The organism is Pseudoalteromonas sp. CO348 (assembly GCF_004208845.1).
Taxonomy (GTDB): domain Bacteria; phylum Pseudomonadota; class Gammaproteobacteria; order Enterobacterales; family Alteromonadaceae; genus Pseudoalteromonas; species Pseudoalteromonas maricaloris.
Window position 1 is genome coordinate 1 of sequence record NZ_SGPI01000010.1, and the last position, 22,527, is coordinate 22,527.

The 22,527-nt window shown below is 43.1% G+C and carries 18 protein-coding genes and 5 tRNA genes; 11 read left to right on the plus strand and 12 right to left on the minus strand.

All coding sequences use genetic code 11. The features are described from left to right. The first annotated feature begins 380 nt into the window (after positions 1 to 380). A complete protein-coding gene (locus EXT48_RS02655; RefSeq protein WP_130163504.1) occupies positions 381 to 746 on the plus strand; it encodes a hypothetical protein in 366 nt (121 codons plus the stop codon). Positions 747 to 975: 229 nt separating this feature from the next. On the opposite strand, the gene yghU is transcribed toward EXT48_RS02655, so the two are convergent. The 3 genes from yghU to EXT48_RS02670 all read right to left on the minus strand — a co-directional run bounded on the left by yghU (position 976) and on the right by EXT48_RS02670 (position 5,315). Next, complete coding sequence (gene yghU, locus EXT48_RS02660) at positions 976 to 1,848, minus strand: glutathione-dependent disulfide-bond oxidoreductase (protein WP_130163505.1); 873 nt, start codon at positions 1,846 to 1,848, stop codon at positions 976 to 978. A 208-nt stretch (positions 1,849 to 2,056) separates the two neighbouring features. Beyond that, positions 2,057 to 3,895: a S8 family serine peptidase gene (locus EXT48_RS02665; protein ID WP_130163506.1), complete on the minus strand. Its 1,839-nt coding sequence runs from the start codon at positions 3,893 to 3,895 to the stop codon at positions 2,057 to 2,059. 241 nt (positions 3,896 to 4,136) lie between these two features. Then, complete coding sequence (locus EXT48_RS02670; protein ID WP_130163507.1) at positions 4,137 to 5,315, minus strand: multidrug effflux MFS transporter; 1,179 nt, start codon at positions 5,313 to 5,315, stop codon at positions 4,137 to 4,139. A gap of 163 nt (positions 5,316 to 5,478) precedes the next feature. Between EXT48_RS02670 and EXT48_RS02675 the strand changes: the two genes are divergently transcribed. Next, entirely contained in the window at positions 5,479 to 5,949 is a 471-nt protein-coding gene (locus EXT48_RS02675) for a hotdog fold domain-containing protein (protein WP_130163508.1), read from the plus strand. On the opposite strand, the gene EXT48_RS02680 is transcribed toward EXT48_RS02675, so the two are convergent. From EXT48_RS02680 to EXT48_RS02705, 6 genes are all read right to left on the minus strand, one after another. Continuing rightward, positions 5,946 to 6,341 carry a polymer-forming cytoskeletal protein gene (locus EXT48_RS02680; RefSeq protein WP_130163509.1) on the minus strand — a complete coding sequence of 132 codons (396 nt, stop codon included), beginning with the start codon at positions 6,339 to 6,341 and terminating at the stop codon, positions 5,946 to 5,948. The two genes, EXT48_RS02675 and EXT48_RS02680, sit on opposite strands and share 4 nt — an antisense overlap. 37 nt (positions 6,342 to 6,378) lie before the next feature. Then, positions 6,379 to 7,461 carry a M23 family metallopeptidase gene (locus EXT48_RS02685; protein ID WP_130163510.1) on the minus strand — a complete coding sequence of 361 codons (1,083 nt, stop codon included), beginning with the start codon at positions 7,459 to 7,461 and terminating at the stop codon, positions 6,379 to 6,381. A gap of 142 nt (positions 7,462 to 7,603) precedes the next feature. Continuing rightward, complete coding sequence (gene fahA / locus EXT48_RS02690) at positions 7,604 to 8,917, minus strand: fumarylacetoacetase (RefSeq protein ID WP_130163511.1); 1,314 nt, start codon at positions 8,915 to 8,917, stop codon at positions 7,604 to 7,606. 132 nt (positions 8,918 to 9,049) lie between these two features. Continuing rightward, positions 9,050 to 10,096, minus strand: a complete 1,047-nt coding sequence (gene hppD / locus EXT48_RS02695) for a 4-hydroxyphenylpyruvate dioxygenase (protein ID WP_069023073.1) — start codon at positions 10,094 to 10,096, stop codon at positions 9,050 to 9,052. Between the two features lie 419 nt (positions 10,097 to 10,515). Further along, positions 10,516 to 11,952 carry a peptide MFS transporter gene (locus EXT48_RS02700; RefSeq protein ID WP_017216449.1) on the minus strand — a complete coding sequence of 479 codons (1,437 nt, stop codon included), beginning with the start codon at positions 11,950 to 11,952 and terminating at the stop codon, positions 10,516 to 10,518. A 577-nt stretch (positions 11,953 to 12,529) separates the two neighbouring features. Then, positions 12,530 to 15,412 carry an ATP-binding protein gene (locus EXT48_RS02705; protein ID WP_130163512.1) on the minus strand — a complete coding sequence of 961 codons (2,883 nt, stop codon included), beginning with the start codon at positions 15,410 to 15,412 and terminating at the stop codon, positions 12,530 to 12,532. A gap of 266 nt (positions 15,413 to 15,678) precedes the next feature. Between EXT48_RS02705 and EXT48_RS02710 the strand changes: the two genes are divergently transcribed. The 7 genes from EXT48_RS02710 (at position 15,679) to EXT48_RS02740 (ending at position 18,177) form a co-directional block, all read left to right on the plus strand. Next, positions 15,679 to 16,215, plus strand: coding sequence for a serine hydrolase domain-containing protein (locus EXT48_RS02710; RefSeq protein WP_039493830.1), 537 nt, complete (start codon positions 15,679 to 15,681; stop codon positions 16,213 to 16,215). Positions 16,216 to 16,305: 90 nt separating this feature from the next. Further along, the gene (locus EXT48_RS02715; RefSeq protein ID WP_130163513.1) at positions 16,306 to 17,202 is read left to right on the plus strand and encodes a serine hydrolase; all 897 of its coding nucleotides are present in this window, start codon (positions 16,306 to 16,308) and stop codon (positions 17,200 to 17,202) included. A gap of 306 nt (positions 17,203 to 17,508) precedes the next feature. After that, positions 17,509 to 17,584, plus strand: a tRNA-Phe gene (locus tag EXT48_RS02720). Between the two features lie 63 nt (positions 17,585 to 17,647). Beyond that, positions 17,648 to 17,723, plus strand: a tRNA-Thr gene (locus EXT48_RS02725). A 73-nt stretch (positions 17,724 to 17,796) separates the two neighbouring features. Beyond that, positions 17,797 to 17,872, plus strand: a tRNA-Phe gene (locus EXT48_RS02730). A gap of 12 nt (positions 17,873 to 17,884) precedes the next feature. Continuing rightward, a tRNA-Thr gene (locus tag EXT48_RS02735) sits at positions 17,885 to 17,960 on the plus strand. A 141-nt stretch (positions 17,961 to 18,101) separates the two neighbouring features. Next, positions 18,102 to 18,177 (plus strand) — tRNA-Phe (locus EXT48_RS02740). 107 nt (positions 18,178 to 18,284) lie between these two features. Here the strand turns inward: EXT48_RS02740 and EXT48_RS02745 are convergent. Both EXT48_RS02745 and cysZ read right to left on the minus strand, forming a co-directional pair. After that, positions 18,285 to 19,502 (minus strand): glycerophosphodiester phosphodiesterase family protein, encoded by a 1,218-nt coding sequence (locus EXT48_RS02745; protein ID WP_130163514.1) that lies wholly within the window; start codon positions 19,500 to 19,502, stop codon positions 18,285 to 18,287. 78 nt (positions 19,503 to 19,580) lie between these two features. After that, positions 19,581 to 20,306: a sulfate transporter CysZ gene (gene cysZ, locus EXT48_RS02750; protein ID WP_039493825.1), complete on the minus strand. Its 726-nt coding sequence runs from the start codon at positions 20,304 to 20,306 to the stop codon at positions 19,581 to 19,583. Positions 20,307 to 20,723: 417 nt separating this feature from the next. Between cysZ and EXT48_RS02760 the strand changes: the two genes are divergently transcribed. Next, complete coding sequence (locus EXT48_RS02760) at positions 20,724 to 20,999, plus strand: hypothetical protein (RefSeq protein WP_130163516.1); 276 nt, start codon at positions 20,724 to 20,726, stop codon at positions 20,997 to 20,999. Between the two features lie 47 nt (positions 21,000 to 21,046). Further along, complete coding sequence (locus tag EXT48_RS02765; RefSeq protein WP_045987717.1) at positions 21,047 to 21,640, plus strand: CBS domain-containing protein; 594 nt, start codon at positions 21,047 to 21,049, stop codon at positions 21,638 to 21,640. Between the two features lie 203 nt (positions 21,641 to 21,843). On the opposite strand, the gene trmL is transcribed toward EXT48_RS02765, so the two are convergent. Next, complete coding sequence (gene trmL / locus EXT48_RS02770) at positions 21,844 to 22,308, minus strand: tRNA (uridine(34)/cytosine(34)/5-carboxymethylaminomethyluridine(34)-2'-O)-methyltransferase TrmL (protein ID WP_017216443.1); 465 nt, start codon at positions 22,306 to 22,308, stop codon at positions 21,844 to 21,846. Positions 22,309 to 22,527: the final 219 nt, after the last annotated feature.

Genomic DNA, 22,527 nt, shown 5'->3' on the forward strand with positions numbered 1-22,527 from the left:
TGAGCTTTCTCCTTTGGGTTTCGTCGCCTAGAAGTTTAGCTGTTCGCTAAACTTCGGGGAGAAGGTTCAATAAGTATCAAGTTGCTTAAACGGACAAAAAACAGTTGGCTTTTGCTCGTTCCTCGCTATTTTAGCCAACAATTTTATTGCCGGTTAAGCGAGGCGTTAATTCAAAAAGAATTTAGGTGAAATTTCCAGAATTAGAAACATCTCGGTTAATTCTTAATAAGCTATCAAGAGATAACAGTCTTGCTTTGTTAGCTATTTTTCCGACGAAAACGTTGTTAAGTTTTACGATATTGAAGCATATAAAACTGAACATCAATCATTGGCGCTGATAGACTATTTTCAATAGTCGTTTTGCCGAAAGTAGGTAATCAATGACACGCATGCTGATAATCTATCTATTTGTCTCGTGGGGTTGTACTGGTTTAGCTTGGATCAACGGGGCTATTCTTTTATGGGATGGTTTTGATAATGCAGAGTATCGGGTTATTACTTTCGCGGTCGCACTGCTTTTTGGCTTGATCGGTGGCACTGTTTTTGGGGTGGAAAGAAGCCTGCGTAGAATCTACCGATGTTCCTACAATACTTCAGAGGAGCAGGCGAGGTCAAAATCTTCCTGTGCTTGGACATTACTCTATGTATGTCTTATTTTCGGAACGCTTCTTATAGGTGTGATAATGGGAAGCGGTTTAGTCGCGATCGTCGGAAGATTACAAAGTGGATTTCATATCTTTGGGTAAACACTAATGCAGATGTGTTCGACGCTCTAATAAGAAAGTGCTGACTAAAGTGCTACAAACCCGTTGAAGAATACCACCAAAGCGTTTTACGCTTCTAGCAAAATGCTAACACCATTCCTTTCTGACAAACAGACAATCGGGTTTGATTAAATCTGATTAATCAAACCCGATAGATAAAGCTAACCCTTGTTAAACTAAGAATTAAACCAAGAGTTAAACCAAGGTAAGGTTATGGCGCTAATTTGTCTTGGGTGCTGGTATCAAAGTCGCTGGCATCGTGTCTTTCATGAAGCTGCTCATGAGGTTCTCCCCATGTTTTATTTACCATTTTTCCGCGTTTGACCGCTTCTCTTGAAGCGATGAGTCCAGCCCAGCGGATCACGTGTTCATAGCCATTGACGTCTAAAAACTCTGCCGCATCATATAGGTGTCCTTGGGCTAGCACGCCATACCACGGCCAGATTGCCATATCTGCGATAGTGTATTCATCACCACAAATATATTCTCTTGTGGCTAGGTGTTGATTTAGTAAGTCCAGTTGGCGCTTCACTTCCATCGTGTAGCGGTTGATTGGATATTCGTAGTGCTCGGGTGCGTAGGCATAGAAGTGACCAAATCCACCACCAAGTAGTGGTGCAGCCCCCATTTGCCAAAATAACCAGTTGAGGCACTCGGTGCGTTTTGTGGGATCTTGAGGAATGAACTTTTGGAACTTTTCAGCTAAATAAAGCAAAATTGAGCCAGATTCAAAGATTTTGGTAGGTTCCTTGGTGCTGGTATCTAATAACGCGGGGATCTTAGAATTTGGATTAAGTGCAACAAACCCTGAGCTAAATTGCTCACCTTCCATGATATTAATTAAAAAGGCATCATATTCTGCTTCTTTTACCCCGGCTGCTAAAAGCTCTTCTAGCAAGATAGTCACTTTCACGCCGTTTGGGGTCGCGAGGGAGTAGAGTTGTAACGGGTGTTTGCCTTGCGGTAGGGATTTTTCGAATCGTGCGCCTGCAGTAGGGCGGTTGATATTTGCGAATTTACTACCATCGCCACTTTGCCATGGCCACTGCCAAACTTTAGGTGGGGTATAACCCGATGTACTCATTTCATGAACTCCTTCTGTGACTGTCCAAATCCATTATAGAGTGTAGAAGTGAAATGGAAATGAACAAATCTTTGTGGATACAGGCTTACTCGTTGTGTCCAGATCTTAAGAGAGGGATATGAATAAGCTATCAACAAAAGATGGGGGGAGTAGTAGAATAAAAAATGCCGATCAAAAGACCGGCATTCTTGAATTGGTTGGTTGGGAGTTAAAACACAACAGTTTGTGTTGCTGAACAGGCCGCAGTGCTACCTTGTTCGCACACTTGGTAGCCGTATGTACCGCCGCCTTTAACACTGATGCTGTCTGTATGACTATTATCATTGCTAGTTGTGACAATTTTACTACCGTTACGATAAATATCGACTTGTGACGTGCTTGCACCGTTCCAGCTTAAGTCAACATAACTGTTACCTTTTTGCTTATAACCCGAAGCTGAAAGCTCAACGCTTGTCGTGTTATCACCGTCACCTGAACCTGTACCACCGCCAGCACAACCGTTAGCGGTTAAGTAAGCGCTCGCATCTGCTGCTTTAACGATACCGTAACCAAAGTACACGTCTTTACCTGCAGCGCCAGCATCTGCTGCGGTTGCTTTTAATGCACTACGGATTTCTTCACCAGTACACTCTGGGTGGTTAGACCATACCAGTGCTGCAAGACCTGCAACAGCAGGAGTTGCCATTGACGTGCCGCTCATTAAGCCATAATCACTCGTACCAATGCTGATGTTCGCGTTTGTAGCTGCCATCAACGCAGTGCGATCTTCAAATGCAGCGCCAACCGCTGGGATTGATGTGCTGTTAGTATCACCTAAAGTGCCGTATAGCATGCCAGCTTCATTATTTACGATAATCGCACCGATACCACCAGATGCTTCACAGTTTGCTACTTTATCGTGGAATGAAATATTACCACGGTCAATTAAGCACACCTTACCGTTTGCAGCGCCATCAGTTGCTTCAGCGGTGCCCATAAAGTAAAGCGAGCCTGAAGCGTTACCACTGTTTTCCATTGCTGAACTTGCAAACGCCGCACCGTCAGCTGTCATGCTTGAAGAAGTCGCCATGTCTGCTGGGTAAGTTGAAAGTGTATCAACACCGCCTGCAGTTACCTCTACACAAATATGCTCGTCGTTAGTCGCGCGTTTTCCACGGCCAGAAGTACAGCTTGGATACTGAGAAAAGTCTGCAATTTGATTATCTGCATCGTTTGCACCGATCATCATTACTGAAGGATAGCCTGCAGGATATGAACGAACATTGTTGCCATCGTTACCAGCTGCCGCAACCACTAAGCCACCAGCATTACGGAAGTTTTCAAATGCGTTTGATTCTGTATTGTTTGAGCCACCGCCGCCCAAACTCATATTGATGATGTTTGCACCTGCTTGTGAGCATAGGTTTGCTGCGTGAGCAAGATCAGAAGAGTAGCCCCAGCCTTCTGCGTTAAATACTTTAATAATGTGCATTGGCACGCCAGGTGCCATGCCGATAACACCAATATTATTGTCAGCAGCACCGATAGTACCGGCTACGTGCGTGCCGTGTGGACCACCATTTTCATACCAATTACCTGTGCCGCTGTCATTATCACCGGTGATATTACCCCAAATGAAATCAGGGTTTGATTGGTCAAGACCTGAGTCAATCACACATACTTTCATGCCTGCATTCGCATCGAAAGTAAGTTGATCAGCTTGTGATTGGTACACAGCATAAGGCGTAACCTGTTGCTGCATTGGGTTACCTGCGTCGTCGTTATAAATCCCCAGTGGGTAACGCTTTTGGTCTGCTTCAACGAGTTTGATGTGTGGGTTGTTTAATAAGCCTTTTACTTGACTAAGATCTTTGCCAGTAAAAGTTGCAGCGAAGAAGCCATCGCCATCAACGTGCAGCTCAGCGCCAAGCTTTTTAGCAAGTGCTTTTACGACGCCTTTTTTCGAATTATCGACCTGAATGATGTATCGATCGTCAGATGCCTGTGCTTGTGCCATAGCGCAAGCGCCAGCGATGATTAGTGCCCCAGTTAACTTGTTTAATTTCATTGTTATTTTCTCAGTTACATTGCGTGAATATTGTTGTTAATAAAAACTAACAACTTCTTAACGGTGGTTAGCATATAACCAATAACAAGAACTCGTAAAGAGTAAATTATGCAGATTTGTGGAATTAATAAGAATATTTAATTACTTTAATATAATGTATGGTTATGACAGGACGTCTAACCATACATCATAGTTATTAATAAAGGAACTGTACTGATAATTGCTATTATATCAATTCTAATTAAGCAGCACTGTGAAGCTGATGACGGTGCTTTGTAGCCAGTAATAGCAGGAAAGGTAGTGCGAGTAGTAAGTGCAACGCGAGTTGAATAGGGGCATCCAATGCTAGTGGTTGTGTCATGGTTGCAAGCACCCCTGCGCCACTCATCTGTAGTACCCCAATCAACGCTGAAGCCGTCCCAGCTTGTTTCGCAAACCCAGATAACGCTTTACCAGCCGCTGCTCCAATCGTAAATGCAAAGCCGACTGATGCCATATACATAGGCAGTACAAAATGCGCTATTTCAGTTTGTGGCAAAGCCAGTAATAACAGGCCGCTAAAGCTAAAAACGGCAAGGCCAAAGGTGAGTGACTTCTGGCTATTGCGCTTGATGAAGTGGGGAGCAATAAAACTTGCGACAATACTCAGCGCCGCATTGCCAGTAAACCAAAACGTGAAGTCGGAAACACTGCCGCCCATTTTTGCCATGATCCACCCCGGAGCCGAAATCACAAATACCAGCATTGCAGCCATACCAAGCATCGCTAAGGCGGCATTGTAAATGAAAGTCGTACTACTGAGCATCGGCTTAAAACGTCTCAAATCTAGGATATGACCGCTGTAATGTGTATCTTCGGGGCGAGTCTCTTTATAGATAAGAGAAACCAAGATGAGGCCAACAACGGCAAAGCCAAACAAAAAGCTAAAATTACTTTGCCAGCCAAATTTGACGGTGAGCCATGCACCTAAAATAGGCGCTAATGCTGGGATAAAACATACAATACCGTTGAGGTAAGTGATCATTTGGCCACTGCCTTTGTGTCCAAAGCTATCACGGACAATAGCAAAAGCGCTGACGAAAGTGGCGCAAGCGCCCAGGCCTTGTAACACTCGAGCTACCATCATAAGTGGCCAAGTGGAGACTGTGCTTGCCATCACGGCGCCAAGCGCAAACAACACGATTCCAACCAGTGCGACTGGCTTACGGCCATATTTATCCGCAAGCGGACCTGCAATCAATTGTCCAAGACCCACAGCTAACATATAAATACTCACAGTTTGCTGAATTTGGCTTTCTGATACTTGAAGGCTGGACTGCATGTCCACAAACGCAGGTAGATAGAGATCGATACCTAAAGGGCAAAAGATAACAAGTAAAGCGAGAATAAAAATCAGTGCTTTTGAATTTGATTGGGTCATGGCGTCTCCTTTTGGCCGTTATTGTATTGTGGAGAATGAGAAAAGACAGGACAAAGCGCCGATTTAGCAAATTTTTAAGATATTTTATTCGCTGATAATTGTAGACGGTTGATTAACTGGTCAGATGTGTTAATTTTAAGCAAAATCATTTTAGAAAAATCTTATGTCTGCACCACTTTTAAAAATTTATAAAAGGATGAGTTGGTTGCCATTTGGTAAATGGATGTTCAGTAAGGCGGTATGTCGTAAGGCACCTTACTTTGGCACCATTAAGCCTAAAATCACACAATTGAAGCCCGGCGTTTGTAGGGCCACAATTCGTAACCGTAAAGCCATTCATAACCACATAGGTACGGTTCACGCTATTGCTCAGTGTAATCTTGCGGAGTTGTGTGCAGGAGTCATGACAGACGCAACCATCAACCATAAAACCCATCGCTGGATCCCAAAGGGGATGTCAGTGCAATATTTAGCGAAAGCTGAGACCGATCTGCATGCTGTGGCGCAAATAGAATATCCGCGAACATGGCAAGATAAAGAAGAGCTAGTTGTACCGGTGGAAGTTTTTAATACTGCGGGAGAGAAAGTATTTCACGCCGACATTAACATGTATATCAGCGCGAAAAGATCTTAATTGTTTATGATTTGATCGTCAGTAGAGTCAATTGCCGTGACGTTATTGGCCCGCTCGTTACGGTGCGTCAGTTTACCATCGACATGCGCACCGGCTTCAATCGTTAAGGTCTCGTGTTCGATATTGCCAAATACTTGAGCGCTAGGAAGCAGCGTAACTTGTTTGGCCTGAATATCACCTTCGACCTTACCTAATATCGTCAGTTCATTGGCTTGGATATTACCTTGTACTAAACCTTTATTGCCGATGATTAGTTTTTCGATGTCGAGGTTACCATGGACGGTACCATCTAATTGCAGTTCACCTTCGCAGACAATATCGCCCGTGACTTTAGTGCTTTGAGCAATAATGGCCGGGACGTCGTTTCGTTGGTTTTTAAAAGAGTTAAACACGAGTGCCTCGCTACCGCAGCGCAATTGCAATTATATGTTACTTATTGAATGCGCGAGCGATTTTAATTGGGTTTAGGTGTTTTTTACCTTGAATCACTTCATAGTGCAAGTGCGTCGCTGTACTTCTTCCTGTGCTACCCATTAATGCAATTACATCACCTTTATTGATTTGTTGACCCGCTTTTACTTTGATGGTGTGAAGATGACCATAGCGTGTGGTGATATCGTTGGCGTGCTCAATTTCGATAAAGTTGCCATAGCCGCCATTTTTCCCCGCTCGTTTAACGGTGCCAGAAGCTGGAGCTACGATCTGTGTCTTGTGCCAACCTGCGAGATCGATACCTTTATGATAGGCACGGCGACCAGTGATCGGGTCTTTACGAAAACCAAAAGCACTGGAGACATAATATTTTTCCTGAGCGACAGGCAATGTATCTGGCAGTTGACCAATCATCGTCGCTAACTGCGCATAAACAGCGTATTGGTCAATGGCATTAATAAAGCTGGCTTCTACCAATTCTAAGTCGGCTTGGAAGTAGGGACCACCTTGTGCTTCTGAGAAGTCAGATGATAATTGTAACCCTGCACTGTCGATGGATTCTTGCATCGCTGCAATTTCAGCGCTGAACGATTGCCCAAGTTGTTCGCTGAGCTGTCGTTGCTGGATGAGTAGGTGACTGGCTTGGGGAGCAAATTCGGTTGTGGTACTTGGTTGTGAGCTGTTAAGGTCTGTCGGTGTTTCTTCTAGCTCGCCTTCCACTACGTTGTCGTCAGTTGTTTGAGTCGAATCAACCAATGATTCAAGCACACTGTGCTGCTGTGACAGTTGGTCAAGCATGCCTTTTTGCTGTGCTAATTGTGCTTGAAGCTGTGATTTTTCTTTTTGCCACTTGGCTTGCAGCTGCGCTAAGTTTTGTTGCTCTTTAGTGAGCTGGTCACCGTTTTCTTGTAATTTGAGTGAGGCATTGGCTATCCAAATAGCGACAGCAAGCAAAATCAAAATCGAGCAAGCTTGAACCCAAGATGGCAGTTTCAGCATCTTGACAGTTGCGTCTTGACGAACAATTAATTGAGTCGGCTTAAACAGCTTTAGATATAGGCGCTTGAGTACTTGCAACATTCAACCTCGGATTTAAATCAGCGCTACACTCTAACAATTTTTAGTCAAATTTCCAGTTTTTAGAACTAAAAAAAGGCATGAAATCATCATGCCTTTGATTTAAAAGTAAATAAAATTGCGATTAACGCACGAATAATTGCGATTATTTTGCTGGAAGTATAGTGCCTTCAACACAGCCAAAACCAATACGGTTGTAGCCTTGGGCTTCACACCAACCGCGCATAATTACTTTATCGCCATCTTCTAGGAACTTACGCTCTTCTCCGTTTGCAAGCGTGATAGTTTCTTTACCGCCGCGTGATAGTTCGAGTAATGAACCCGCTTCTACATGCTCAGGGCCTGATTGCGTGCCTGAACCTAGCATATCACCCGGTAAGAAGTTACAGCCATTCACAGTGTGGTGTGTAACCATTTGCGCAACCGTCCAATAGCTGTGCTTGAAGCTGGATTCAGACAGTTTGCTTGGTTTAGCGCCTTCGCTACGCATTTTTTCAGTCTCTAGTAAGACATCCATGCGAATATCAATAGCACCAGACTCGCGGTTTTGCGTTGATTCTAAGTATTCTAGCGGTTGTGGATCGTTTTCATCACGGTGCCATTGAGTACGGTATGGTGCAAGTGCTTCGGTGGTTACAACCCAAGGAGAAACTGTTGAAGCAAAGTTTTTCGCAAGGAATGGACCTAATGGTTGATATTCCCAAGCTTGCAAGTCACGTGCAGACCAGTCATTGAATAAACAAAAACCAAAAACGTGATCTTCAGCGTCTTTAATTGCGATAGAGTCGCCAAGTTCATTACCTTTACCTAGGTAAATACCTAGCTCTAATTCGTAGTCTAGACGCTTACAAGGACCGAATGACGGCGTATCTGCATCTGGTGCTTTGGTCTGGCCTTTAGGGCGAGGGAACGTTTGACCTGAAACACCAATAGACGATGCACGGCCATGATAACCGATTGGTACCCACTTGTAGTTTGGTAGCAGTGGGTTATCAGGACGGAACAGGCTACCTACCGCTGTTGCATGGTAGATTGAGGTATAAAAGTCGGTGTAATCGCCAATGTGACAAGGCAAAGCATATTCCACGTCATCTTGTGCAACCAATGCGCCTTCAAGGCTTGATTGCAGCTCAGAACCTTCACGTAATGCGCGAGACAGGGCAAGTCGAAGTGCTGACCAGTACTGCTGGCCCATACCCATAAATTCATTTAATGCTGGGGCATTTGCAGCTTCGGCGGCCTCAGCTGCGTCGCCTGTAAATAGGTTAGCGTCAACAACAGCGCCAAGGTCTAGTACTTGATCGCCAATCGCAACACCGCCGCGAAACTCTTCATTACTGTTCTTACGACGAAATACTGCAAAAGGTAAGTTTTGAATAGGGAAATCAGTTCCAGTCGCATTCGCACTAGCTACCCAACTTGTTAATTGGATGTCGTGTGTTTCATTAATTTGAGACATTGCCTTTCCTTTAATTTTGGCTTTCAACTTGAGTTATGGTCAAAAGTGAAAAACTCAAGTCGTAATAGCAATTTGATAAACCACAAAAAGCAGCTATCGCTAGCTGCTTTTTTATTAATTTGATATGTGTGTTTAGATTACACCACGGCGCTCTTGGTCGCGCTCAATCGACTCGAATAACGCTTGGAAGTTACCTTCACCAAAGCCGCCATCATCAACACGTTGGATCATTTCGATGAAGATTGGGCCAAACAGGTTTTTAGTGAAGATCTGCAGTAGGTAGCAGTCTTCGCTTTGGCTATCTACTAGGATTTGGTGCTGTCTGATCTTTTCTTTATCTTCTTTAACCCAAGGCACACGGTCAAAGATAGTGTCGTAGTAGTGATCTACGATATCTAAGGTGGCAATGGTGCTCTTGTCTAGTTTATCTAGTGAACTAACCAAGTCGTCAGTCAAAAATGCTAAATGCTGTACACCTGGACCATTGTACTCATCTAAGTACTCATCGATCTGGTTGTTGTTGTCGTCTTTGCCTTCGTTGATTGGAATAGAGAAAGTGCCACATGGTGACTTAAGTGCATAAGAAAGCAGCGCCGTTTTTTGACCTTTGATGTCAAAGTAACGAACTTCAGTAAAGCCAAATACGTCTTTATAGAAGTTAGCCCAAGTTTCCATCGTCCCTTTGTAAACATTGTTCGTTAGGTGGTCGATGCGCTTAAAGCCTTTGTCTTCAACAACTTTTTGCTCTTCTAGGTCAACGAAGTCTTGCTCGAAGATTGACCCTTTATCGCCAAAGTTTTCGATGAAATAGATAAGGCTATCGCCGATACCGTAAATCGCTGGGTATGGTAAGTCTTTGTGTGTTGAGTCAGTCGCAGGTTTTGCACCACGCTCAACCGCAGTATCAAACGCCTTTTGCGCATTTTCTACACGCCAGCCCATAGAGCAAATTGCCGGGCCGTGGCTTTTAGCAAACTGTGCTGAGAAGCCTTCACGCTCGTTATTCAACAGGAAGTGAATATCGTGCTGGTTGTAGTAAACGATATCTTTGTCTTTAAATTTCTTTAGTTTTGAGAATCCAAAGTCAGTGAATACTTTATCCATGTAATCAGCGTCTGGTGTTGCATATTCTGTAAACTCGATGCCGACTAGGCCTAGTGGATTATTTACTTCACTCATTGTTTTACTCCCGTATTAAGCACTGGGTGACTTGTTAGTATTTATGACTGGATGATTAATCAAATTACTGCAAAGGGGAAGTTAGAGGCAGTAAATAGCAGTAGGAGACTTTGTAAATTTAGTTGCACAATTGCCATGTAAAAGACACAAAATTGACACAGGCGTGACGATAATTATTTTTGCTTAAATTTTGACTAAAAACAGCAAGGTGCTTTGCGGGGTATTTTGTAACTTTATTTTTATATTGCTATGATTTTATTTGGTTTTTATGTTTTTAGTTGATGGACTATATGAGAGAGGGGATTTTTATCACACGACTACATTGAGAGGGGAAATGGCGCTAAGTGTATTTAAATCTTTACGTATGGCTATTGTGGGAGAGGTAAACCACGCTAAATTAGCGTGGTTTACAGCAAATATTATTGCTTCTCAGCGGATACTTCTAGCTCTTCCGCAAGGTAATGTTCTTGCGTATGAGGTTCGTGCTTGCCCTCAGCGCCGTGCATCCAATCTACAAGCTTGTTGCTTAATAGATACATTAACACAGCAGATAGCAAGGCAACGCCGCCTAAACCAATGAAGATGCTCATCGCGTTTTCCATTGCTTCTTGGCCTTCACCGATGAAAGAGCCAACAAGGCCAGCAAGCTTGTTTGCAACAGCTGTACATAGGAACCAAATACCCATTAGCAGTGATGCTAAGCGCAGCGGCGCCAGTTTACTTACCATAGAAAGACCGATCGGTGATAAACATAGCTCACCAAGGGTGTGGAACATGTAGAACAATACTAACCAAATCATGCTGATCTGAAGTGTGCCACCGGCTTCACCACCTTCTGTTGCAAGCGCAAGCATCATGGTTAAGAAACCAAGTGCTAAGAACACTAGACCAATTGCAAACTTTACTGGAGAGTTCGGTTCTTTGTTATCTAGCTTTAACCAGATCATCGCTACTAATGGCGCAAATACAATGATGAAGATAGAGTTAAGCGACTGGAACCAAGAAGCCGGGATCTCAAAGCCCATAAACATACGGTTGGTATAGTCGTTTGCGAATAGGTTCATCAAACCACCAGCCTGTTCGAAACCCATCCAGAAGATAATTGAGAAAACACTCATGGTGAAAATAACACGGATACGATCTTTTTCTTTCTTCGTAAGCGGTTCTTTAGTCTGTGAGTCAGACATCTGTTGAGAAAGTTTAGCAGAAGGTACTTTACCGATATCGCCAAGGTATTTCTGGCTTAAGATAAGCTGCATAACCACAGAAATGATCATACCAATACCTGCTGCGATAAAGCCTGCCTGCCAGTTCACGACCGCTGCTACATAACCCGCAACAAGTGGACCTAATGCACCACCTAAGTTGATACCCATATAGAAGATAGTGAATGCACCGTCACGGCGCTTGTCACCTTCTTGGTATAAATCGCCAACCATCGTTGAGATATTTGGCTTGAATAAACCATTACCTAAACAAAGCAATGCCAAGCCAAGGTAGAAGACGTTTACTTCTTGTCCTGCCACAACGCTGTGAGGAATACCCATAATAAAATGGCCAGCAGCCATTAAAATACCGCCAATAATGATGGCTTTGCGCTGACCTAATACGTTATCTGCAAGCCAACCACCAAATAGTGGGGTGAGATAAACGGCCATCGTAAATGTGCCGTAAAGACTTAGTGCGTCGGCATTACTCCAACCGAAGCCACCATTTTGAACTTGTGCTACAAGATAAAGAACTAAGATGGCACGCATACCGTAGTAGCCAAAGCGCTCCCACATTTCGGTACCAAATAATAAGAAGAGGCCTTTAGGGTGACCCAGAAATTCTCCGGCCTTCGGAACTGAATTCATATGTACTTCCTAATCTAATCAATGTGTTGTATCTGGTCATTTTTATAAAGGATGCATTATTGCATCTAATGTTTTTCAATCAACACTGAATAATGAGCCATGTACTTAGCGTGCAACGTTTGAAGCGACGTGCGGTAAATAGAACACTTTTCAATGCAGATTGGCATTGCTCATCGAGTCACCGAGTAAAAATCTTAATCAGATATTTGCTTGTATGAACTCAGGCATGCCTGTACTTTTTTTTGAACGGGTGACCAGTACCTATTTCAACTAGCGTTTGTTGTATGTAACGACTAACTAATTTAAAAAAGTGCGTCAGTATACTCAGTGAGAATTAATAGGGGAAGTGTTTGGAGTCAGAAAGCGCATAAAATGCGGTCAGTGATTCAGGGAAGGATCATGCTTTTAGATGGCGGTTATATCTAAACGAATGGCGTGAGCATTAATATCGCTGATATTTACCACTCATTGCAGGTGTAGGAGCAGGTTGACCCTGCGATCCATTTATCTTTACCTTGCTGAAAAAACGCCTGCCCTAGTGGTGACAGGATTTGTGGGGGCTGCGACCCCCACATCATTAGGCTTCTTGACTCAAATATTGTTGGATAAACTCGGTTGCGGCTAAAAAGTCCTGCTCCAATTTATCACGCATCTGGATCAGCTGATCGGTGGTAAGCGTGCCTTCCTTACATAAAGTCTCAAACTCTATGGCTGTTTCAGCTACTTTTTCGGCACCGATAGTTTTAGAAATGGACTTAAGCTGATGACAAGCTTCAATGATTTCTTCTTGGCTCATCGTGATCACCGCACCATTTACATCACGTGTTAACTGGCTACTTTGCTCTAAGTACATTCGAAAAAAGCGATTTCGTTTCGCTTCATCATGATTTACATACTTGTTGAGCATGTCCATATTGATAGCGGGAGCTGGTTCGCTGGCCTCAGCTTCAATAGCTTTAGGCTCTGCAACCATAACTTCATCAACCTCAGGCTCTAGCTCTGTTTCTTGCTCTGATCCCGGCTGTACTTGGCTAGCGGCTGCGGGTACAGCAGCTGATGGCTCAGCACTTGGTTTCGGTTGCTGTGCTTTTGGTAGGCTTTCTATACACTTATTAAGTGTTGCCTCTAATACATTTAACTCTACTGGTTTGGTGATATAGTCATTCATACCACCAGCCTCACAACGTTCTCTTTCACCTTTGAGCGCATTGGCTGTCACGGCAATGATGTATGGTTGTTCAATGGTATCTGTTGCGGTTTCTACATAGTCTCTAATATGTTTGACCATGTCGTAGCCCGACATCTTCGGCATATGTAAATCGGTCAGTACGATTGGAAAGTGCTCTTTTTTCCAAAGCTCTAGGCCTTCCTCACCATTTTCCGCAACCTCGACACCATAGCCTAACAGGTGTAATTGGTCGGTCAGCACTTGCTGATTTAATACATTATCTTCAACTAACAACACCAGTTTGTTAGTTGCTCTTGCTTCATCAACGCTTAAAAAGTCGTTGATAGTGCGTGATGGTTTAATTTCCTTTGGTTTATGCAAACCGGCAGCAACCAAGATAGCCGTCATAAAGCTAGACTTACATAACGGTGATGCATTGAGATAGAAAATATTTTTGTGATTAAGGGCGGCTTCGTCCATTTTACTTAGGACAACAACTTGCTGTTCGTTTTTCTCAAGCGAGTAAACGACGGTTCTTAGCTCTTCATTGACCTTGTCCATGCCGTCTAAACCATCTAGCACCCAAATAAGTTTATCTTCGTGCTGGTGTTCGGTTATTTCGCTTTCATCGATAGCAATCACACTCGCGCCCATGAATGAAAGGTAGCGATTTAAAATAGTGCGTCTTTCATTATTTGGGGTGAGTAGGGCAACAGTGCGGCCGTTTAACAATTGCTTATTTGCGTAATTAACTTTGCCATCCACACTAAATGGCAATTCCACGACAAACTCGCTTCCCATGCCAATATCCGAGTTAACATGGATACTACCTAGCATGAGTTCGATTAAACTTTTACAAATAGAAAGGCCAAGTCCTGTACCGCCAAATTCTCGGGTGATAGAGCCCTCAGCTTGAATAAACGGATTAAAAATTTCTCTCAACTGAGCTTTTGTCATGCCTTTACCATTGTCAGTGACGGTAAAGCGTAAGGTGTAATGCTCCGAGGTGTTTTGTGCAACTTCAACGGAGATTTTTACATAACCTTGGGTTGAGTCATCTGTAGTCGTGAATTTAATAGCATTACTGCACAGGTTATAAAGTACTTGCCTAACGCGCACGGTGTCACCAACTAAATTCGTTGGAATGTCAGGAGCAATAAACAGTTGTAAGTCTAACTTACGTTTTTTCGCTACTGATGAAAGCACACGTGCGACTTCCTCTGTGGTTTCAGCCACCGAGAAAGCACTATTGTCTATGCGTAATTTACCAGCCTCAATCTTAGAAAAGTCGAGAATATCATCGAGAATACCAAGTAAAGAGAAAGCCGAGTCGCGAATAATCGTGGTGAGGCGATGTTGAGCACCGTCAAGATCGGTTTGACGCAGTAAATCAATAGTACCAATGACGCCGTTCATTGGCGTGCGGATCTCATGGCTCATGGTGGCTAAGAAAGTGGTTTTAGCATCACTAGCACGCTCCGCATTTAAAATCGCTTTTTCTAGCGCCAGCGTGCGGGCTTGAACTTCAGTTTCGAGACTTTCTTGAAGCTGTTTTAACTCATTTTGCGTTGCTTGATCGGATTCTATGGATGATTGCACTTGCTTTAACAGCGCATTTATCGCTTCAGCAACCTCAGCCAGACCGCCACTATAATAAGTACCCACCGTCGACTTGTAGTTTTTATCCGTCGTTAGATGATTGATTTCTGAGATAAGCTCTTCAGTATCGTTACTTGATGCGCCAGAAAGCCGACGAGCCGCAATCACAACAATCATCAAGGCGCTAATAATAGCTGAAGCGAGCAGTATATAGGCAATGAATGGATCGCCTGATGATGTAGTTGCAACGGGTGGTGTATAAGTCAAAATGAGTTCACCAACGTTTTGCTCATCTAGTCGCAGTGGCATGTGGTAAACCTGCATTGTGTCTCTGTTATAGGACTCTTCGCGATTCAGTGCAATGATTTGCTCACCTGCACTTTGTTGAAATACCAAGTTTGGTTGCCCCATACCCGTATTGACGTACAAATAGCCGCCCAAATGTTCGTTAGATGCTAATAATGCGGATACAATCTGTTTGGCACTGTCAAAACCGTGTTGTGTGACCACCTTAGCAAGGGGAGTTGCAACTGTTGTTGCTTGTTGTTGTAGGTTTACGGTTGGTGCGGCAGGGACGTCAGCTTGCTTTGGCAGTAGGTAAGCACCTGCGGCGCTACATAGTCCAACAGTCAGTATTGCGATAAATAAAAAAAGTATCCGTCCATTTGCATTGGTATTCGCGCTATTTGGCATGCTTAATCCCGAAAGAATTATTTATACTTATTAGTTGTAGCAATCCTACCACCTTCGGCAAGTTTTTACCTCTCGTTTTTCAATCAATAGTGGCAATACACTGAGATCACCTGATTGTTTTAAATCTTAAAATAATCAGGTTGTTATCTCGATAATTGTAACTACGCCTGCGATGTGTAAAGCATTAAACTTTAATAAAAATTAAATTTTACGTAACGTTTTTATAAAGTAGTATTCGTTCAACCTAATACTTATAAGGATATCTCATGTTCCTACGTCAAAGTCGGCTGGCGTTTGGTTGGCTTATTACACTGCTGGGCTGCGCCTTACTAACTGGCTGTAATAACAGTGACAATTCTATTGTTATTGAAAAGAGTGCTAGCGAAGACATAGCCGTCACTCCGCCGCGCTATGGCAAGGTGGGAGACGGGCTACTCAACGAACAACTGGAAGCAATCCGAGCTGAGTTTGCTATGCCCGCACTTGGCGGGTTTATCGTTTATGGGGATGAGTTGATTGAGCTTGATGTAGCTGGTGTGCGAGTGAGTACAGGGCAAGCTCTGGTCACCAAACTTGATAAGTGGTCGATTGGTTCGTTCAGTAAATCCATGACAGCAACCGTCGCTGCTCGCTTGGTTGAGCAGGGGTTAATTCGATTTGACAGTCGGGTGAGTGATGTTTTTCCTGAGTTAATCGGAAAAATTAACCCTGAATTTGAGTCTGTTACACTAGGGCCTGTTGATCTTTCAAGTTTGTTTTTGCAGCAGTTTGATTGGTATTTATACAAGGCAGAGCCGGCGTAGCATAGTTATTCTATGTGAGTCAGGCGATAAAGACTTTATGCTCCTGCAAAGTCACCTTACCCCACATCCTTGTGGGGCAACACAGAAGAAATGCCAATCAAGCGCTGCCCTTTGGGTTCACCTGAGTGCGCTTTGTTCATTGTTGCTCAACTTTTGCCTAGATTACTAGGCGGCAAGTCGAGCGTCGCGACCAAAACACACTCAGAAGAACAAAAATCAAACAGCAAAGGTCAACAGGCCCTAACTGCACTGCTTTCGATGACTTCGGGCTTAAAGCGTGATCTTGACTCCATGTATTCTGGTAAGTGGCATTTAGATCAACGTGGCATGGTCGAGCAAAGATATGCCTGGACTCAAGAGGTGTTAACGACGCAACCAGAAGTGACTCACGGAACCTATTTATATAGCAATGCAGGTTATGTTGTTGCAGGCCATATGTTGGAGCGTGTGACGGGGCAATCATGGGAAGCGTTAGTGAAGCAAGAAGTATTCATTCCTCTTGGAATGGAAAATATTGGATTTGGGCCTGCTAGCTATGGAGATCCAGAAGGACAGCCGAGTGGGCATCAGATGCGAGAAGGGCAGTGGCATCCAATAACACCGGCCGACAGGGTCGATCTACCAAACGTTGTTGGACCTGCTGGGTTAGTCAGTGCGACCTTGACCGATTTGTCATACTATTTACGTGCTTATCTCGCGGGTGCCAGAGGTGATGATAATTTGATTGGTGCTGATTCATATACGCGACTGCTCACACCGGTTAGCCCAGAATATGGCTTAGGCTGGATCCTTACTCCAAACGACAATAGCTTTCATCACAATGGCTTTACTGGGACCTTCTATTTAGACAACTTAGTGTTGCCAGAAAAGAACATAGCGATATTAGCGGTAACAAATGGCGATACAAGTAATGCAAAACAAGCGGTAGAAAAAGCGATACAGGTCATGCAACAAAGATTTGAAGCTCAACATAAAGACAATCTCTAAACAGGATTGATAAACCTTGTTGCCGAGCTTCGCTATAGGGATGAGATAGAATATGTATCTCCATTCTATTTTATTCCTTTAAGCACATATTTCTCTTAAGTGACGCCTTTTTCTTTGTTGTTGGCCTGGAGCGGTTTGCGTTATTCATAGATATAAGTCGATAAATACAGTAAAACATGGCTAGTCGGGTGTTTTTTCATCGAAAAAGCGGTATTTTAACCGCTTTGTCTGAAAACTGTGCAAACGATAAATGTATTTAAAAAAAGGGTTGACTTAGAACCGCAAAACCCGTTTAATACGCCGCACGCCCAGATAGCTCAGTCGGTAGAGCAGAGGATTGAAAATCCTCGTGTCGGTGGTTCGATTCCGCCTCTGGGCACCAGATTAAAATCATTGCATTAGCAATGTGGTGCATGCAGAAACTGCATGGTACACGAATTAGTGTGCCGACTTAGCTCAGTTGGTAGAGCAACTGACTTGTAATCAGTAGGTCATCCGTTCGACTCGGATAGTCGGCACCATTTAATTTAGGCGTCAGCCAATAATTTCTAGTTTGCTTAGTAAGAAGAGTTTCCTAGACATTAAAAAAGATTTGCCCAGATAGCTCAGTCGGTAGAGCAGAGGATTGAAAATCCTCGTGTCGGTGGTTCGATTCCGCCTCTGGGCACCAATAATTTAGTGTGCCGACTTAGCTCAGTTGGTAGAGCAACTGACTTGTAATCAGTAGGTCATCCGTTCGACTCGGATAGTCGGCACCACTTTATTTAGGCGTTAGCCTGTGTTTTCTAGATAGCTTAGTTATTTAGATACTGAAAAATTTGCCCAGATAGCTCAGTCGGTAGAGCCGTTTGGAGTTTTATTGAAAATCCTTTTAAGGATTTAGATACTAGAAAAAATTTGCCCAGATAGCTCAGTCGGTAGAGCAGAGGATTGAAAATCCTCGTGTCGGTGGTTCGATTCCGCCTCTGGGCACCATCCTTTAAAAAGCCTCGCAATTGCGAGGCTTTTTGCTTTCTGGCATTTGCAAACCATAACTTAGTGCGGGATTCTACCTACACTAAGCTACAACTCTTATTAGCCTATCACTCAATTCCCATGCAGCTGGCGTAAAAGCTGGTAGTCGCAGGCCAGTCACTAAATACAGCAACTACGCCAACCTGTTTTGCCAATATGTCCAATACCCTAAGTATATCGCCATCATGCTTAACTGCGTTTTTCACGGATTGATAATACCAACCGCTGCCGCTCGCTAAAGGGCCTGAGCGCTCTAGCGACCAAGCAACTATCTTTAATCCTGCGCGTTTAGCGGCTAGGGCGTACTGCGATGGAATGATATCGCCGTTTTTATCTTCGCTAATGAGCATCCAAATTGGTGGGGCGATAATTTTTACCTTATTTTTGGCTAAGTCTTCCATTGACGGTTGCCAAGTACTTGGTTTGTTAATATCAAAATGTTCGCCAGCTTCTCTACCATCAAGAAATATGGCATGGTTTGCAAACTCTGGTGCATGCTTTATCCAGTACTGAATATCTTGGTACGAAAAGGATTGTGGAAAAACTTGAGATGGGGGGACATTGTGCTCTATATATTCGCCCAACATTTTTTGCGCGAGCTGGTTTTGGCTTAACCCATTAAATGGCATTGTCACTTCTGGTGTTTTTAACTCAGGAGTCATATTTACACCCAGCTGCTTGAATAAAGCAATGCTTTCACTGTGGGTCATTAAGGTTCCAGAACTGGCATAAAGATCTGTACGCCAATTGGGAGTGCCTTTAACAAACTCTGCTACTGTGGTTGCTTGAGTATTCACACCATCCATTTTTCCTTTTAGTTGCTTGAATTCTGCTAAGGTAATGTCTGAGGTGCAGCATTGAGCAGACGCAAGTTTACCGGAGTCTGGATCCGCTGGGCTGAAGGGTTGTCTACACTTCCTAGCAAGCTTAGGCTGTAACAAGATATCGGTTGTTGCATGAAGGTCACATTGCGCATGGCGGCAAACGAGAGTCTTGTCTTTCGTAAAAGTAACATCACATTCGAGCGTGCCTGCTCCCATTTTTGCGGCGGCTATATATGATTCTTTGGTGTGCTCAGGGTATAAAAGTGGCGCACCGCGATGTCCTATGGAAAAATGTGTGCGCTTGATTGGTTTATCTAAACAGCTTGCAAGCTTTTCTTTAAGCTCACCATCTGGAAGTTGCGAGACTAAAAATTGAGGCCGTGTACCGACATCAAACTGTTTTGTTGCCTGGCACCCCGTTAAAAATACCGTTAACCAGATAAGGCCTAATGTTAGGCGCATAGCGACTCCGCTGAATACTTGCAAAAAAGTAAGTAAAGCATGAGTTTTTGACAGCTAGATGTCAGTCATACGAGCGTCTTAGCGATATTGCTGACGATAGTTCTCTACCCACAATTTAGTGGCGCCACAAACGGCAACGGGCATCACGATGAGGTTAACAAATGGGATTGAGGTCAGTACAAACACCGCAAAGCCAAAGCCATAAGACAGCCCTTGTTTACTCTTCAAATCGTCTTTCATTTGCTTGAAATGAATTTTATGGTTATCAAACGGATAATCATTATATTGCACGCTGTACATCCAACACGTAAACATAATCCATAAAATTTGCCCAACGATAGGCAGTATCCAAAGTAAGATGAAAAAGCCAAATGCACGTGGAAGGTAATAACAGAGTTTGGTCCATTCTCTACCCAACATTCGCGGCACATCTTTTATGGTATCAATTAGCTTATCATCATTGATGTGTTGGTTGGTTAGGTAAAGTTCCACTTTTTCGGAGAGTAAGCCATTGAAAGGCGCAGCAATAAAGTTGGTTATCACCGTGAAAATCATACTATAACTGAAAAGTATCACTAAGATAGCAATTGGCCACATTAGCCATTCCAGCCAACTGAGCCAATCTGGTAATAATCCGTTGAGATAAGTAAATCCTTGAGTCAGCCAGTCATAAAGAAAAAAGAGTGATGCACCAAATAGCAGTACATTGATTGTTAAAGGAATAAATACAAAACGTTTTAATCCTTTTTGGGTGATTAAAGAAAAACCAGCAATAAAGTACTCGATACCGCGTGATAGTTGCACTGTACACCTCGTGTTGTAATACCAACTTGTCTTAATACTTGCTCAATTTGAAGGAGCAAGTCTGACGCTAACTGCGTTAAAAATGTCTCATTTAGAACAAATAAATAGCAAAATTTTTGCCTGGTTATCGGCAAGATTTTCTCACCTCAAAAAGACCACTTAATTAAGCAAATTGGTATGGTTTAATTCTTTTGATTTAAGGCACATACCAAAAATGTTGGCGTTAGTATAACGCTAAACGACGCGCTACAAATAGGAGATTAGTAACAATTCATCTCAGCTCACACAGTGCCTGAGTGTGCGTATGAAAATTAACCTTAGTATATTTAGATGCTTAGTAAATAGATTAGAAATAATACTTGTAAACGCAAGAAACTGCCCATACACTCAAAGTAAGGCAGTAGAAGTGAGAATACTATGCGGTTAGTTCGTTGGATGATTACATTTTGTATGTTGAGTCTGTTGACAGTGTCAACGGCCGATGCTGCTAAATGTGATACCACGCTTTCAATCGCGCCTATCGTTGTCGACCTAGACAATTCTAACTCCAGCCCTGACTTAGATGATTGCGTTGTATCAACAACTCATCGTTTCGTGGTTGCTAGTAGCTTTGTCATAGCGCAATCACAACCCACCTATTCTTATTCAAACTCAGTATGCGAGTCTATTAGAGCACCACCTGTCGCAAATTAATTTAGTCCTTTTCCGTGCTTAATTAATTTTAAAGATAGAGGTGATCTATGAACACTTACACAGTATTGAAAACTCAACCTGTTGCAAATTATGAACTTGCTGAAAATAACTTCCCAGCTTGTAACACTGACAACCTAGAGCAAGCACCAGCACATTGCCTAATGCACAATTTACATTTGGCACCAATGCAACATATTGATGAAAACAGTAGCATAGATGAAGCTACATTAGTACTAGACAAAACACACCGCAGAGCAAGCTTTGTCGTTGATAGCAAAGAAAAGCTTGTTGGTATGATCTCTAATGCAAGAATTGGTAGTCGCTACGTGTTGAGCATTGCAGAAAGACGTGGCTGTACAAGACGTGATTTAAACGTCAATGATGTCATGATCCCACTAACAGATCTTCGTCAAATCACCTTAAAACAAACTAGCCAAACAGTGGTTGGCAATGTGCTAAAAACAATGGAAGAAGGTGGCTTTGAGTTTTTACTTGTTATTGATGAAGTGACTCAGCATCCAGTTGGTTATTTTGACCTGATCGATATGATGAAGGCTTGTGGACGTGCAGTAAATTCAATGAAACCGGCAAATAAATTCAGTGACATTGTTGGTACGATATTGCACCACGCAGAAATTTAAAAGAATCCCTATAGTTAATGTAAATTAAAGTTAGCAAGGCGTCGTAAGGCGCCTTTTTTGTGTCTCAAGTTCGCTCCTATGCAGTAGAGGATAGGAGCTATTTTTAGATATACCAATTAGTGTTCTAAATGAGAAATTTTTAACGTAGTTAGCGTCAGATTTGCTCCTTCAAATTGAGCAAGTATTGAGGTTAATTGGTATTATTACTTTGCGCCAGCAAATCCAAGTTGTCGCCAAGACTCATAAACAAAAACGGAAACAGCATTAGATAGGTTCATACTGCGGCTATCTGGGCGCATTGGAATGCGGACTCGTTGCGGCTCAGGCAGTGAAAAAATAATGTCTTCTGGCAAACCTCGAGTTTCAGGGCCAAACAGTAGACAGTCACCAGCTTCATAGGCAACTTCATGATGATACTTGGTACCTTTTGTTGTACAAGCAAATACTCGCTTTGGGTTTCGTTTGGCTAAGTATGCTTCAAAGTTTGGGTGGCGCTCTACTTCGCTAAACTCATGATAATCAAGGCCTGCACGTCTTACCCGTTTATCATCCCATTCAAATCCTAGCGGCTCTATCAGGTGTAGTGAATATCCTGTATTGGCACACAAACGAATAATATTGCCTGTATTAGGCGGGATCTCGGGTTGGTATAAAACGATATCTAACATGATAGGCCTCAATTAAATTTTGCCCGGCAGTATAGCTGATACTTGTCGACATTTATATGTGCTGCGCTTGATAGAGTGAAAGGTATTACCCAGTTTTTAAAGTACGACTGTTGTGAAAAACTATACAACCGTAATCTGTTTTTCATTTCAAAGCATTACCCTGTAATATAGTAGCATCGCGATGCCGTGGCATTTTGCGAGTGGTTTGACGACTAATCA

Excerpts from the sequence above, each read along its gene's own strand:
- EXT48_RS02655 (WP_130163504.1), top strand. The coding sequence starts at position 381 with ATGACACGCATGCTGATAATCTATCTATTTGTCTCGTGGGGTTGTACT.
- yghU (WP_130163505.1), bottom strand. The coding sequence starts at position 1,848 with ATGAGTACATCGGGTTATACCCCACCTAAAGTTTGGCAGTGGCCATGG.
- EXT48_RS02665 (WP_130163506.1), bottom strand. The coding sequence starts at position 3,895 with ATGAAATTAAACAAGTTAACTGGGGCACTAATCATCGCTGGCGCTTGC.
- EXT48_RS02670 (WP_130163507.1), bottom strand. The coding sequence starts at position 5,315 with ATGACCCAATCAAATTCAAAAGCACTGATTTTTATTCTCGCTTTACTT.
- EXT48_RS02675 (WP_130163508.1), top strand. The coding sequence starts at position 5,479 with ATGTCTGCACCACTTTTAAAAATTTATAAAAGGATGAGTTGGTTGCCA.
- EXT48_RS02685 (WP_130163510.1), bottom strand. The coding sequence starts at position 7,461 with ATGTTGCAAGTACTCAAGCGCCTATATCTAAAGCTGTTTAAGCCGACT.
- fahA (WP_130163511.1), bottom strand. The coding sequence starts at position 8,917 with ATGTCTCAAATTAATGAAACACACGACATCCAATTAACAAGTTGGGTA.
- hppD (WP_069023073.1), bottom strand. The coding sequence starts at position 10,096 with ATGAGTGAAGTAAATAATCCACTAGGCCTAGTCGGCATCGAGTTTACA.
- EXT48_RS02700 (WP_017216449.1), bottom strand. The coding sequence starts at position 11,952 with ATGAATTCAGTTCCGAAGGCCGGAGAATTTCTGGGTCACCCTAAAGGC.
- EXT48_RS02705 (WP_130163512.1), bottom strand. The coding sequence starts at position 15,412 with ATGCCAAATAGCGCGAATACCAATGCAAATGGACGGATACTTTTTTTA.
- EXT48_RS02710 (WP_039493830.1), top strand. The coding sequence starts at position 15,679 with ATGTTCCTACGTCAAAGTCGGCTGGCGTTTGGTTGGCTTATTACACTG.
- EXT48_RS02715 (WP_130163513.1), top strand. The coding sequence starts at position 16,306 with ATGCCAATCAAGCGCTGCCCTTTGGGTTCACCTGAGTGCGCTTTGTTC.
- EXT48_RS02745 (WP_130163514.1), bottom strand. The coding sequence starts at position 19,502 with ATGCGCCTAACATTAGGCCTTATCTGGTTAACGGTATTTTTAACGGGG.
- EXT48_RS02760 (WP_130163516.1), top strand. The coding sequence starts at position 20,724 with ATGCGGTTAGTTCGTTGGATGATTACATTTTGTATGTTGAGTCTGTTG.
- EXT48_RS02765 (WP_045987717.1), top strand. The coding sequence starts at position 21,047 with ATGAACACTTACACAGTATTGAAAACTCAACCTGTTGCAAATTATGAA.
- trmL (WP_017216443.1), bottom strand. The coding sequence starts at position 22,308 with ATGTTAGATATCGTTTTATACCAACCCGAGATCCCGCCTAATACAGGC.